The organism is uncultured Senegalimassilia sp., assembly GCF_934632265.1.
In the GTDB taxonomy this organism is placed as follows: domain Bacteria; phylum Actinomycetota; class Coriobacteriia; order Coriobacteriales; family Eggerthellaceae; genus Senegalimassilia.
Genome location: NZ_CAKTYH010000049.1, coordinates 1 through 13,364 on the forward strand (window position 1 = coordinate 1; position 13,364 = coordinate 13,364).

Sequence of the window (13,364 nt, forward strand, 5' to 3'; positions counted from 1 at the left end):
GTATCCATGATGAGCGCGGCGCAGAAGGGCGCCGAGCGCGCTGCCGCCGAGTACGGCTTCGACGTGCCCATCACCTTGGGCATCACCGTGCTCACCTCCATGAGCCAGGCCGCCTTGGCCGACACCGGAGTCACGCGTCCCATGGCAGAGCAGGTCAACGTGCTCGCCGAGCAGGCGAAGCGCTCCGGCATCTCCGGCGTCGTGGCGTCCCCGCAGGAAGCCGCCATGCTTCGCGAGGTGCTCGGTCCCGAGGGCTACATCGTCACGCCGGGCGTTCGTCCCGCGGGCAGCGCCCTGGGCGATCAGTCCCGCGTGGCCACGCCCAAGCAGGCTTTCGATAACGGCGCTTCGCATATCGTCATCGGCCGCCCCATCACGCAGGCCGCCGACCCGGCCGCGGCGTTCGACGCCATCGTGGCCGAGCTAGACTAGTGGGAATTTCGCGCGTTCGTGGCGTATCCGTCATCGTTCGTGCATAATATGTTGTCGCTGAAAAAGGGCGGTTATGCGTTAGATTCAGAAGAATCCCAGGTACAGGGCCATTTTTCTGCGGAAACTTTTTTGTGATTTGGGTAACTGGTTGTTGTCGATGACGGTTGACGTGCTAGTATCACGACAACGCTTGATTTACACGAAGGAGATTACTGATGGCTATTCCCCAACTCAGCCCTGAAGATCGTCAGGCGGCCCTTGAAAAGGCCAAGGCCGCTCGCATCAAGCGCGCGCAGGTCCGTGATGATCTCAAGGCCGGCAAGCTCACGCTTGCCCAGGTGGTCGACATGAAAGACGACCCGGTCATCGGCCGTATGAAGGTCTCCACGCTCATCGAAACTCTTCCCGGCTACGGCAAGGCCAAGGCTGAGAAGGTCATGAAGGAGCTGCAGATCGCCGAAAGCCGCCGCCTGCGCGGTCTTGGCGAGCGTCAGCAGGTCGCGCTTCTCGAGCGTCTGGGCTAGGCAGTGCGCCGCGGCAATCTGTTCGTCATCTCCGGGCCATCAGGTGCTGGCAAAGGCACGCTGGTGGCCCGACTTGTGCAGGCGGTTCCCGATGCGTGGGTCTCGGTTTCGGCTACCACGCGCAACCCCCGTGCAGGCGAGGTGGACGGCGTTCATTACCAGTTCAAAACAGAGGAGCAGTTCCAGCAGCTCATCGATTCCGATGGCCTGCTCGAATGGGCGGTGTACGGGTCGAACCATTACGGCACGCCCCGCGCCAGCGTCCAGGAGCATATGGCCGCAGGTCAGCAGGTCATCCTCGAGATCGATGTGCAGGGTGCGTTCCAAATCAGGGATAAGGTGCCCGATGCCCACCTGATCTTCATCGAGCCGCCTTCCATGGAGGTGCTCGAACAGCGCCTTCGCGGCCGCGATACCGAAACCGAGGAAGTCATCCAGCAGCGTCTTGCGGCTGCTAGGGTGGAGCTTTCCCGTAAAATGGAGTATGATATACAGCTTGTGAACGATAATCTTGACGAAGCTGTTGCGCAGCTCGTCTCATACGTGAACGAACAAGCCGAGAAAACGCGAGGTTAACTACCCTATGAGCATCATCGAACCCAGGATCACCGACCTTCTGGACGCAACCGATAACGACCGTTTCCTGCTGTGCGCCCTGGCATCTAAGCGCGCCCATGACATCAACGACATGATGCGCGGCCAGCGCGATCGCGCCATCCAGCTGCAAACCGCCGTTGAAATCGCCAAGGCAGCGGACAAGAAGCCGCTTTCCATGGCTTTCTCGGAAATCGCCCGCGGCGACGTTTCCTACGACCCGGAAACCATCGACGCCGAGAACCACTAAACCTTTCTACGCCAAGCAGTTTTCGTTTGACGTGTGAACCCTCTGACGTTCTGCGCCTGCCTACGCTGATCATGTGCCGCGCTTTCAGTGCGTTGCAAGCAGCGTTATGGCGTGCAGAATGACAGGGGGTTTGTTCCGTTTACCCGCTTACCGTACGTTTTGAAGGGCTGTTCATATGACCGAATTCCAGCGCATTTGCCTGGTCCACTACCACGAGATCGGGTTGAAGGGGCATAATCGCTCCACCTTCGAGATGCGCCTTTTGAAAAACCTTGAGGCGTTGCTCTCCGATTTCGACGTGGTCACCATCCATCGCATCTCCGGCCGCTTGTGCGTGTTCTTGCGCGAGGGTACCGATTGGGAAACGGAAAAGCGCTGCGCTGACTTCATCCGCAAGGTTCCTGGCGTGGCCCGCGTTTCCTCCGGGTACAAGTGCGAGCGCGACTTGGCGCAAATGGAGCAAGCGGCCTTGGCGGCTATGGCGGATGTCGATGACTTCACCAGCTTCAAGGTGCAGGCTCGACGCAACCATACCGATTTCGAAGTCGGTTCCATGGACATGAACCGCATCATCGGCGCTGCGTTGTGCGAGGCGCATCCTGAAAAGCAGGTCCAGATGAAGAACCCCGACGTGGTGGTGGGCGTGGAAGTGGTGCAAAACGCCGCTTATGTGTATGCTCGCAGCGTTCGCGGCGTGGGCGGTCTTCCGGTGGGAAGCTCGGGCAAGGTCGCGTGCCTGCTGTCAAGCGGCATCGACTCCCCGGTAGCCACGTGGCGCATGGCGCGTCGCGGCGCCGTGTGCATCGGCGTGCATTTCTCCGGCCGTCCGCAAACCAGCGATACCAGCGAGTATCTGGTTGACGACATCGCGCACGTGCTTGAGAAGACCGGCTGCATCGGGCGCGTGTACGTTGTCCCGTTCGGCGACTACCAGCGCGAGATCTCGCTGACGGTGCCGCCGCAGTTGCGCGTCATCATGTATCGCCGCCTTATGTTCAAGGTTGCGCAGGAAATCGCGCATCGTGAAGGAGCCAAAGCGCTCGTTACCGGCGAGTCGCTTGGTCAGGTGGCTTCGCAGACCTTGGATAACATCCGTTGTACCGATGCGGCGGTGGACATGCCGGTGTTCCGCCCGCTTATCGGCACCGATAAGCTTGAGATCATCGATATGGCCCAGCAGGTCGGCACCTTCGAGATCTCGTCTCAGGATGCCCCCGATTGCTGCACGTTGTTCATGCCGCGCAACCCCGAAACGCATGCGCAGCTTGAGGACGTGCTTGAGGCCGAGGCCGCGCTGCCTATCGAGCAGTGGGTCTCCGAGCTTGCGGATGCTGCAGAGCCGCACGATTACAAGTGCCCTGGGTACAAGAAGAAAAAGCCCCGCAAGGAATAGCGTTTCCGGCGGATACCGACTTGGGTCGGCATCCGATTCTCGGGCGCAATAGAGGATTCATGCGAGAAGGCCGTGCTTTTGCGCGGCCTTCTCGCATGTGTCGGATTGCGCAAGGTTCGCAGGACAAGGGCTCGTCTTTTCGACAAGGGTTCTGCAAGATGGCGGAGCTATGCTTTCCAAAACCAAGGAAAGGGGCTCTGTATGGATTTTGTTCGGTACGCTGATTCGGTTCGTGCCAAGCTACATATGGGTGGAGCAAAGCTGCCCGTATTGATGGGCATCACTGCCGTCGCGATCTGCGTTTTGATCGCTGGCGGCATTGGCTTGGCCTCGGTGCTGGCTCCGGATTCGGCCTTCACCGTCGAGAAGGTTGAGGGCTCGCAGGGGACGTCCGAACAGGCTGGCTCTTCGCAAGATGCGCCGGACTCGATATTTGTGCACGTGGGAGGATCGGTTGTAAATCCCGGGCTCTACGAGCTTGCCGGCGATGCGCGCGTGCAACAGGCTATAGAAGCAGCCGGTGGATTTGCCGAGGAGGCTGCCGTCGATGCGCTCAACCTTGCCCGAGAAGTCAAGGATGGCGAACAAGTCATCGTTCCCAGCATGCGGCAAATCGCCGTTTCAGAGACGTTCGATGCGCAAGGCCTCGGATTGGACTCCCCGCAGCCAAGTGGAGCTTTGGCACAGGGGAAAGTCGACATCAATTCGGCAACCGCTGAGCAGCTTCAGCAGCTTAACGGGGTAGGGCCTGCATTGGCTCAGCGGATCGTTGCGGATAGGCAAGCGAATGGTCCTTTTAAAAGCCCCGAGGACCTCAAGCGCGTGTCCGGGATCGGCGACAAGAAGTATGCTTCGTTGGCGGATTCGATTTGCGTCGCGTGAGCGCCGCCCAAAGCGAGCTACTTCGAGGGTTAGTCGTCCCTGATGGTCGCACGGATGAGGATGATGCAGCGTTTCCTTCGCGTCCGGCGATTCCCCCGGTGCTCGCATTTGCGCTTGGCGTTTGGGCGGGCTGCGTTGCCTCGTTGGCGTTCGCGCGTTCGCTATCGATCGTTTTATGTGTGGTCGCGTGCGCGGTCGGGGCGGTAGCTTGCTTGTGCTGCACATGCTTGATCTGGCGTTGTCGAAGATGCCTTCTTGCCCTGGTGCTGGTGGCAGGATTGTTCTGCGGTGCGACCTTGGGCTTCGTGCAGGGGGTTCGGCTCCATCTTGCTCAACAGGTTGCTTCAGAGTCGCAGGGTCTGCTTCATGTAGTCGTCTTATCCGATGGCTCGGAAGGCGAATTCGGCGTTTCGTGCATGGCGCGAGTGCAAGCGGAGGGGTCAGCTCGATCGTTTGCGGCGAAAGTTTCCTTTCCCAGTGGGCATGCGGTGCCGTTCTATGGTCAACGGTTTAGCGGATATGGCTCGATTTCCGAGTTGTCGGACGATCGCGCATCGTGGGGCTGGCAACGCGGCATCGCCGCAAACGTCAAATTGAGAACCTGCGAGCAAGTGCCGCTTCAAGGTCCAGGCGCCGCGCTGCTATCGTTTCGGGAGCGTGCTGTTCGCGCGCTTACGGAACCCTTGCGTGGCGATAGGGGACTTGCGGCCGCTATCTCCTGTGGATGGAGGGCTGATTTGCCGGAAGACGTGTATCGGCAATTCCAAGTGAGCGGCCTTGCGCATGTGGTTGCGGTATCGGGCGCCCATCTATCCATCGTAGCCGCGCTCGTTGCATCCTTGCTGGGCGCGCTGAGATTTCCTAAACCGGTGTCGATCGCCGCTCAGATCGCGTTACTCGTTGCGTACCTGGCGCTTACCGCCATGCCTGCTTCTGCCATACGTGCCGCGTTGATGACGGTTGCCGGCATGACATCGTGGACGGCTCGGCGCCGGGCGTCTTCGTTATCTGCGCTAGGGTGCTGCATCACCGTCATGCTCGCGCTCGATGCGCAAGCGGCGCTATCATCGTCATTTGCGCTCTCAGTGTTGGCAACGCTTGGGATCGTCCTGTTCGGCGGCATCATGAATTCATGGCTTAGGTACAGTTTGGGATGGGTGCCCGCATTCATTCGCGAGGCATTGGCGCTGACGTTTGCGTCATCGGTGATCGCAACGCCGTTCTCGGCTGCCTTGTTTAGCCAACTTCCGCTGGCGGCCCCGTTTGCCAATATCGTTACCGCGCCGCTGTTCGGGCCGGTATGCGCAGCCGGCATTGTAGGAGCCGTTGCGTGTGCTTTGCTTCCGGCTCCGAACCTCGCAAGCTCCCTTGCTTGCGGGTGCGCCTGCTTGCTTCTGAAGGCCGTCCAAGCTTGCTCATCGATTCCCTATGCGAGCATTCCGATTGTCGCCCCGGTTTCGGTTGCGTTGTTCGCGGGTTTTACGGTCGCATGCGGATTGTGGTTATGGTGGCCTAAGCCGAATCGTCGATCGATGTTCCGGTTGATATCGGTAACCGGAATCTTATCCCTATTCGTGTTCGCGCTGGTAAACGTACCATTGTTGCAGCAAGGCTGCGAGATCGTCGCGCTCGACGTTGGGCAGGGCGATGCGATTTTGATTAGAAGCGGGAAGCGGTCCGTGCTCGTCGATACGGGCAACCAGGACGCAATGCTTCGCCAAGCATTGGGGCGGCATCGCATCATACGCCTTGATGCCCTTATCATCACGCATCCCGACGACGACCATATGGCGTCGCTCGGCTCGCTTGATGGTGTGGTGCAGGTTGATCGGGTGCTCATTGCACGCGATGGCCTTACTTGCTCATGTGGATCTTGCGCAAAGCTTCGCCAGCAAGCCGAATCGCTGGTGGGGAAGGAGCGTGTTGCGGGGTTATCACAGGGCGATGCGTTTCGGGTCGGCGCATTCCGATTCACCTGTGTGTGGCCGGCCGCATTTCAAGATGAGGGAGGTAATTGCGATAGCCTATGTTTTACCGTTGACACCGACATTGATGGCGACGGCAACCGCGAATGGCGAAGCTTGCTGGTGGGGGATGCCGAGCATGAGGAGGTCTCGCAGATGCTATCCGCCGGGTTGATCGAAGGGGTTGACGTATACAAAGTCGGGCATCACGGTTCGAAAAACGCGCTAACGGAGGATCAAGCTGCCATGTTGTCTCCTCAGGTTTCCCTCTGCTCGGTTGGTGCGCGCAATCGTTACGGGCATCCTGCCGCAACTACGGTGGATGCGCTGGAGCGGGCGGGAAGCGCAGTGCTGCGCACCGACGAGCACGGGGACGTGACGTGCAGATTCGCTACAGACCGCATCAGCGTCACCACGCTGCGGTAGAATAACCCTATGACTGACTCGAAGAACAATCAATCCCTGCTCCCCGTGTACCTCATCACCGGTGAGGATGCGCTGAAACGCGATGCCGTCATGAAGCGGCTTCGCACGCGCCTGTCGAGCATGGGCGACCTATCGTTTAACTCGGACGTGTTCGAGGGTGCTGAATTCACCGGCGACGACGTGGTCAACGCGTGCAACACCATCCCGTTCGCATCCCCGGTGCGATTGGTCGAGGTCCGCGAGGCCGACAAGCTTAAAAAGGCCGACTCGGAACCTATCGTCACCTACCTTGATTCGCCTTGCGAGACCACCGTGCTCGCTCTTGTGGCCGAGAAGCTGGCGAAGAACACGCGCTTGTACAAAGCGGTTGCCAAGCATGGCAAAACCGCGGTGATCGACTGTGCGCCGCCAAAGGCCCGTGACCTGCCGAAACTCGTGCGCTCCATGGCGGTAGGCCATGGCGTCACATTCTCGGAGGGCGCCGCTATAGCGCTCGTGAACCTGGTGGGCGAGGATACGGTTCATCTTGACGCCGAGATCAAGAAGGTGGCCCTTGCCCATTCCGGCGACGCGGCGGTCGGTGAGCAGGAGGTGCGCTCGCTTGTCAGCCGCACCGCCGAGGTCAAGCCTTGGGAGTTCGTGAACGCGTTCGCGGCGCGCGATACCGCCAAGTGCCTGCTTGACCTGCAGCGTATGAAATCGGTGTCCCCTCATGCGCTGCTCCCCATGTGCGTGACGCGCATTCGAGAGCTTATGTGCGCGCAAAGCCTATCTGCCCGCGGCCAAGGTCGGGGGATTGCGGCTGCGCTCAAGCAGCCCGATTGGCGCGTGAAAAACCATGCGGCTTGGGCGCGTAAGTTCACTCCTCAGGAGCTGCGGCGCGCGCTTATCACCGCACGCGACACCGAGCAGGCCATGAAAAGCGGCGCCGACCCCGACGCGGCGTTTCGCGAATGGGTTGTGAACGTCACCGCGAAGCGGGGGTAACGGGGCGAATCGAGCCCGATTTGCGTCATCGGTTTGTGCTCCAGTGCTCGGTTGATCGGATGGGATGTGCGCGCCCGATTCGACCCAAGCGTACGATCATCGCGTTGGACGCGGGCTAATATATAAGGCGTCAACATAGGTTGGCGTTATATACAAAAAAAGAACGGCTCCGGAAATCCGGAGCCGTTCTCGGTTCACCAGCAGGTGAGATGCTATTCAGCAGCCTCTTCGCCCTCAGCGGCCTCAGCCTCAGCGGCGGCCTCGGCGGCAGCAGCCTCAGCGGCCTCCTTGGCCTTGCGCTCGGCGGCAGCAGCCTCAGCGGCCTCCTTGGCCTTGCGCTCGGCGGCAGCGGCCTCGAGCTTCTGCTGCTCGGCAACGCGCTTGGCCTTCTCCTCGGCAGCGGCCTTGTAAGCGGCAGCCTTCTCAGCCTTGCGAGCAGCCTTCTTGGAGCCGGTGGCCTCCTGCTTCTTGGCCTCGGGCTTGACGTAAGCGGCGCGCACCTCGTCGGTGACGATGGTGTTGACCAGAGCCATCAGACCGGACTTGCGGTTAGCAGCCTGGTTCTTGTGGATGACGCCCTTGGAGACGGCCTTGTCGAGCAGACGGCAGGCGTACAGGCCCTTGGCGTAAGCAGCGGTTGCGTCGCCGGCGGCAACGGCCTCGCGTGCGGCGCGGATGGCGGTCTTCAGCTCGGACTTGATGGCACGATTGCGCTGACGGGACTTCTCGTTGGTGATGTTGCGCTTCTTCTGGCTCTTGATGTTGGCCATGGTGGAACTCCTTCGTTCTAACGTGGTTTCGCCGTTTTCGGCTTATTGCGCGCTCGGCGCAGCTGCGAAGGAGTGGGTGAGATGCACAGGTGACTGATTGGCATATGACTGCGTGCGCAATGCGCAACAGCGTTCATATGCGGGAATGGACAGGATTTCCCATTCAGCTAGCCAATCGGCCACCCGGCACCACGATGATCCTTCATGCAGCCTTGTCTGCGGATGCCCTGCGTAGATTGCGAGGGCGCGCATATGCCGGATACGCAATGAGATAGAATAGCCGATATCGCACGGTTTTGCACCTGTTGATTTGCAGTTGTGCAGAACAATGCACAACTCGATATCGGTTTTCCTCTTGAAGGGGGCTATACATGGGTGTTCGGAAGGTTGCCGTCGCAGCGAGCATGGCCTTTGCGCTTGCAACGACGTTCGGGCTTGTCGGGTGCGGCTCGGGCCAGCATGAGGTCATCGATCAGGGGCAGGATTGCTCCAGCTGCCATTCGGGCGGCAAACAGGTCTTCGATGAAGCTGCTCCCGCGTCCGCCGTCCAATCAAGCGGAACCGTGTCCGTCAAAACCTCTGCTGAGCAGGTTCTGGTCTGCAAACCCATCTTCGTTTCCGAAGACGGCTCCAAGTTCGTTCCCGAGCAGATGTCTTCGGTGAAGGCGACGGACGGTTCGGCTCAGGTGCAGCTGTCCGAGGGCACCTGGGCGCTCTGCACGCAGGGGCAGGGTTCCGTCAAAGCCCAGCTGGTCACGGTATCACCGGAGGGGTCTGGGCCCGTTGACGTGGAATTGTAGTGCTATGGCGGAATGGAACCGCTGCTAGCTGGTAAAATCCGTGCTTATGCAAACATCATGGTTGCATGGCGGAAAGCATCGTCCGCGGCGCGTCGACGCGCGCCTGGCAAGCCTGTCGCGCAACCGTCGCAATAATAAGGCGTCAAGAAAGCAAGAGGCCACATGACCGACCCATCGCATATCCGAAACTTCAGCATCATCGCCCATATCGACCATGGCAAGTCCACGCTCTCCGACCGCGTGTTGGAGATGACGGGCACTGTGGCGCATCGCGACATGCAGGCCCAGCTGCTTGACAGCATGGACATCGAGCGCGAGCGCGGCATCACCATCAAAAGCCAGGCCGTTCGCGTGAACTACACCGCCGACGATGGGGAAACCTACCAGTTCAACCTCATCGACACGCCGGGTCATGTCGACTTCACCTACGAGGTCAGCCGCAGTCTGGCAGCATGCGAAGGCGCGGTGCTCGTAGTCGACGCCACCCAGGGCGTCGAGGCGCAAACGGTGGCAAACGCCATGATGGCCATGAACGCCAACCTTGAGATTATCCCGCTCATCAACAAGATCGACCTGCCCAGCGCCGAACCCGAGCGCGTCAAGGCCGAGATCGAGGACGGCCTTGCCATCCCTGCCGACGATGCCGTGCTGGCCAGCGGTAAAACCGGCGTGGGCGTGCATGACCTGCTGGAGGCCGTGGTCTACAACATCCCCGCGCCCCAAGGCGATGCTGACGCCCCGTTGCGCGCGCTCATCTTCGACAGCTATTTCGATCCGTATCGCGGCGTCGTGGCGCTCGTGCGCGTGGTCGATGGCGCAATGCACAAGGGCCAGAAGCTCAAGCTCATGGCCAGCGGCAAGACCATCCTGGCCGAAGAGGTGGGTGCGCGTCATCCCGCAGAGGAGCCGCTGCCGCAGCTCGGCGTGGGCGAGGTAGGGTACCTGGTCACTGGCCTTAAGGACCTTTCGCAGGTTAAGGTGGGCGATACGCTCACCCTGGCTGAAGGCGGCGTCGATGAGCCGTTGCCGGGTTATCGCGAGGCCAAGCCCATGGTCTACACCGGTTTGTTCCCCATCGATTCGGACCAGTACGAGCCGCTCAAAGAGGCTCTCGAGAAGCTGTCCCTCAACGATCCGGCGCTTATCTGGGAGCCTGAGAAATCTCACGCGCTCGGCTTCGGCTTCCGCGTGGGCTTCTTGGGCCTGCTGCATATGGAAGTCGTCAAGGAGCGACTGGAGCGCGAGTTCAACCTCGATCTTCTGGCAACCGCCCCTTCGGTGGAGTACCACGTCTTCCGCCAAGGCGGTGAGATGATCAGCCTGCATTCGCCGCAGGAGATGCCCGACCCCGGCGAGATCGAGCGCATCGAGGAGCCTTATCTGAAAGCGAAGATCCTCATCCCGCCCGATTACGTCGGCGCGGTCATGGACCTGACCGTGGCGCGTCGCGGCACGTTCGTCACCATGAACTACCTGTCGCAGCATACGGTGGAAATGCTGTGGGAGATTCCGCTGTCCGAGCTGATCATGGACTACTTCGACAAGCTGAAGTCCAACACCAAAGGCTATGCCAGCCTTGATTACGACTTCGACGGGTACAAGCCGTCGAACCTGGTCAAGCTCGATATCCTGCTTTCCGGCAAGCCCATCGACGCGCTCAGCTTCATCGTGCATCGCGATAAGGCCTACGACCGCGGACGCGTGCTCACCGAAAAGCTCAAGGAGATCATCCCTCGCCAGATGTTCGAGGTTCCCATCCAGGCAGCCATCGGCGGGCGCGTGCTCGCGCGCGAGACCGTGAAGGCCAAGCGCAAGGACGTGCTTGCGAAGTGCTATGGCGGCGACATCAGCCGTAAGCGCAAGCTGCTCGAGAAGCAGAAGCAGGGCAAGAAGCGCATGAAGGCCATCGGCAACGTCGAGGTGCCGCAAGAGGCGTTCATGGCTATCCTGAAGGTCGACGATTAGGGGCTGTTGCGGAATATGAGCGCAAAACGCAACGAATACAACTGGTTGGACGACGCCTTCGACGACAAGAAGGCTCGCGAAGAGCTCGAGCGTGCGCAGCGGGGCGGCACGAAGGCCGCTGGCGTGGGCTGCATCGTGGTGGTGCTCGCGCTTATCGTGCTGCTCGGCTTCACGTTGGTTTCCGGCGTGAGCATCCTGTCTGCAATGTAAGGCGGGCGCATGTACGATTTCTTCGATCGCCATCGTCTGCTGCTGGCGCCTATGGCCGGCGTGTCGGACATGGCTTTTCGCACGCTGTGCCGCGAGCAGGGCGCCGATCTGACCTATACCGAGATGGTTTCGGCTAAGGGCCTGTCGTATGCCAACGAGAAGACGCGCCACCTGCTCGACCTTGCGCAAGGCGAGGACATGGTGGCCGTGCAGCTGTTCGGCCACGAGCCCGACACCATGGCCTCCCAAGCTGTTTGGATCGAGCAGGTCATGGGCGACAAGCTTGCCTATATCGATATCAACATGGGATGCCCCGCGCGCAAGATCGTCACGAAAGGCGACGGCAGCGCGCTCATGCGCGACCCCGACCTGGCCGCCTCCATCGTGTCGGCGGTAAGCCGGGCGGTAGAACATCCCGTCACGGTTAAGTTCCGCCGCGGTTGGGCCATGGGGTGCGAAACCGCCCCCGAATTCGCGGTGAGCATGCAGGAGGCTGGAGCCGCCGCTGTCGCGGTGCACGGACGCTATGCCGAGCAGCTGTACCGGGGAAGCGCCGACTGGGGCGTCGTCGCTCGCGTCAAGCAGGCGGTAGATGTGCCCGTGGTAGGCAACGGCGACGTGAAATGCGGAGCCGATGCCGTGGCCATCACCCGCGAGACCGGTTGCGATGCAGTTATGATCGCGCGTGCCGCCGAGGGCAATCCGTGGATATTCTCCCAGGCCGCAGCTGCGCTTGCGGGTTTGCCCGAGCCTGGTGCGCCCACTGTGGAGCAGCGCATCGCCATGGCCCGTCGCCATGCGCGGCTGCTCGCGCAGCGCGAAGGGCGCAACATCGTGCGCATGCGCAAGCACGCCATGTGGTATATGACGGGCCTTCCCGGGGCCGCCGCGGCACGTGGGAAGATCAATGCCTGCGTGGGCCTCGATGATTTCGATGCCGTGTTCGACGAGCTGCTTGAGATTGCGGGAAACCATGCATGATCCCTATCGCGCGCTGTACCTGCATCTGCCGTTTTGCGTGAAGCGGTGCAGCTACTGCGACTTCGCTACCGCTGCCGTGCCTGCCGAAAGCCCGCACATCGACGAATACGTGGAAGACCTGTGCCTGCAGATCCGACGCAAGTCGAAAGAAGGCGAGTTGGGAAGCGTCTCGACGGTGTATCTTGGCGGCGGTACCCCTTCTCATGTGGGCATGCCGCGCCTGTCCATGCTGCTTTATACCCTGGGGCTTTCCATGCGTTTGGAACCCGATGTGGAATGCACCATGGAGGCGAACCCCGAAAGCCTGACCTCGGCAATGGTCCGCGATATCTGGGCGCTGGGCGTCAACAGGCTTTCCATCGGCGTCCAAAGCTTCGATGATAAGGTCCTCGGCATTTTGGGACGCGCCCATGATGCGCAAGGGGCGAAGCAGGCTGTCGCCTGCGCACGGGAGAGGTTCGACAACGTCAGCGTCGATCTGATGTGCGGAATACCCGGTCAGAGCATCGAATCGTTCGAAGACAGCGTTCGAACGGCCATCGAATGCGGGGTCTCGCATATCAGCGTGTACCCGCTCACCATCGAACCCCATACGCCCTTCGACGCCATGGTCTTATCCGGGGAGCTTCCCGAACCTGATGACGATGTCGAGGCAGAGCATATGCAGGCGGCGGCTCGCATCTTCTCGCAGGCCGGCTTCCATCGCTATGAAGTGGCAAGCTATGCGAAACCCGGTTTCGAGTGCCGTCACAACATCGCGTATTGGACTGGCATTCCCTACCTGGGCCTTGGGCGTAGCGCGGCCAGCATGACGCAGAACGCCGAGCGCCGTATGCGCGTGCAAGATGGGCAGGTCACCGATGACCTCGACGCTGGGGAAATGGTTGCCGAGGATATGATGCTGGGCATGCGCATGTCGCGCGGTATTTCCGATGACCTGGTGCAGCGTGCATCGCAACTTCTTCCGAAAACCTCGGAGACGCTCGATGCTCTTGTCGAACAGGGGCTGTGCGAGCATGTCGACGGTCGTTGGCGCCCTACCGAACGCGGGTGGTTGTGCGGCAACCAGCTCTACGGCGCGCTGTTCGATTTGGCGTAGGGAGTGTCCGTTTCTTACGATTCGGTGCAATCTTTAGCACTCCAACCACCACGCTGCTAATATTAGCTGTTACGAAATAGCTTATAC

General features: G+C 60.6%; 13 protein-coding genes and 1 pseudogene. 13 read left to right on the forward strand and 1 reads right to left on the reverse strand.

Going from position 1 to position 13,364, the window contains the following annotated elements:
* From Q0H50_RS05020 to holA, 8 genes are all read left to right on the forward strand, one after another.
* Positions 1–432: orotidine 5'-phosphate decarboxylase / HUMPS family protein (locus Q0H50_RS05020; RefSeq protein WP_294419980.1), on the forward strand; the 432-nt coding region annotated here is incomplete at its 5' end.
* Between the two features lie 215 nt (positions 433–647).
* Positions 648–956, forward strand: coding sequence for an integration host factor, actinobacterial type (gene mihF, locus Q0H50_RS05025; protein WP_042434102.1), 309 nt, complete (start codon positions 648–650; stop codon positions 954–956).
* 3 nt (positions 957–959) lie between these two features.
* Positions 960–1,532, forward strand: coding sequence for a guanylate kinase (gene gmk, locus Q0H50_RS05030; RefSeq protein WP_294419982.1), 573 nt, complete (start codon positions 960–962; stop codon positions 1,530–1,532).
* 7 nt (positions 1,533–1,539) lie between these two features.
* Entirely contained in the window at positions 1,540–1,800 is a 261-nt protein-coding gene (locus Q0H50_RS05035) for a DNA-directed RNA polymerase subunit omega (protein WP_042434108.1), read from the forward strand.
* 175 nt (positions 1,801–1,975) lie between these two features.
* Positions 1,976–3,193: a tRNA uracil 4-sulfurtransferase ThiI gene (gene thiI / locus Q0H50_RS05040; RefSeq protein WP_294419984.1), complete on the forward strand. Its 1,218-nt coding sequence runs from the start codon at positions 1,976–1,978 to the stop codon at positions 3,191–3,193.
* A gap of 201 nt (positions 3,194–3,394) precedes the next feature.
* Positions 3,395–4,075, forward strand: coding sequence for a ComEA family DNA-binding protein (locus Q0H50_RS05045; protein ID WP_294419986.1), 681 nt, complete (start codon positions 3,395–3,397; stop codon positions 4,073–4,075).
* A gap of 263 nt (positions 4,076–4,338) precedes the next feature.
* Positions 4,339–6,465: a DNA internalization-related competence protein ComEC/Rec2 gene (locus Q0H50_RS05050; RefSeq protein ID WP_294419987.1), complete on the forward strand. Its 2,127-nt coding sequence runs from the start codon at positions 4,339–4,341 to the stop codon at positions 6,463–6,465.
* A gap of 9 nt (positions 6,466–6,474) precedes the next feature.
* Positions 6,475–7,452, forward strand: a complete 978-nt coding sequence (gene holA, locus Q0H50_RS05055) for a DNA polymerase III subunit delta (protein WP_294419990.1) — start codon at positions 6,475–6,477, stop codon at positions 7,450–7,452.
* A gap of 512 nt (positions 7,453–7,964) precedes the next feature.
* Here holA and rpsT read toward each other — a convergent pair.
* A pseudogene (gene rpsT, locus Q0H50_RS05060) lies at positions 7,965–8,222 on the reverse strand (30S ribosomal protein S20); the annotation flags it as partial.
* Between the two features lie 371 nt (positions 8,223–8,593).
* Between rpsT and Q0H50_RS05065 the strand changes: the two are divergent.
* The 5 genes from Q0H50_RS05065 to hemW all read left to right on the forward strand — a co-directional run bounded on the left by Q0H50_RS05065 (position 8,594) and on the right by hemW (position 13,277).
* The gene (locus Q0H50_RS05065) at positions 8,594–9,022 is read left to right on the forward strand and encodes a hypothetical protein (RefSeq protein WP_294419993.1); all 429 of its coding nucleotides are present in this window, start codon (positions 8,594–8,596) and stop codon (positions 9,020–9,022) included.
* 162 nt (positions 9,023–9,184) lie between these two features.
* Positions 9,185–10,987 carry a translation elongation factor 4 gene (lepA, locus tag Q0H50_RS05070; RefSeq protein WP_294419996.1) on the forward strand — a complete coding sequence of 601 codons (1,803 nt, stop codon included), beginning with the start codon at positions 9,185–9,187 and terminating at the stop codon, positions 10,985–10,987.
* A gap of 15 nt (positions 10,988–11,002) precedes the next feature.
* On the forward strand, positions 11,003–11,197 hold the full coding sequence (locus tag Q0H50_RS05075; protein WP_294419998.1) for a hypothetical protein: 195 nt from the start codon (positions 11,003–11,005) through the stop codon (positions 11,195–11,197).
* 9 nt (positions 11,198–11,206) lie between these two features.
* Entirely contained in the window at positions 11,207–12,178 is a 972-nt protein-coding gene (dusB, locus tag Q0H50_RS05080; RefSeq protein ID WP_294420004.1) for a tRNA dihydrouridine synthase DusB, read from the forward strand.
* On the forward strand, positions 12,171–13,277 hold the full coding sequence (hemW, locus tag Q0H50_RS05085; protein WP_294420030.1) for a radical SAM family heme chaperone HemW: 1,107 nt from the start codon (positions 12,171–12,173) through the stop codon (positions 13,275–13,277). Before dusB ends, hemW begins: the two co-directional genes overlap by 8 nt.
* Positions 13,278–13,364 lie beyond the last annotated feature (87 nt).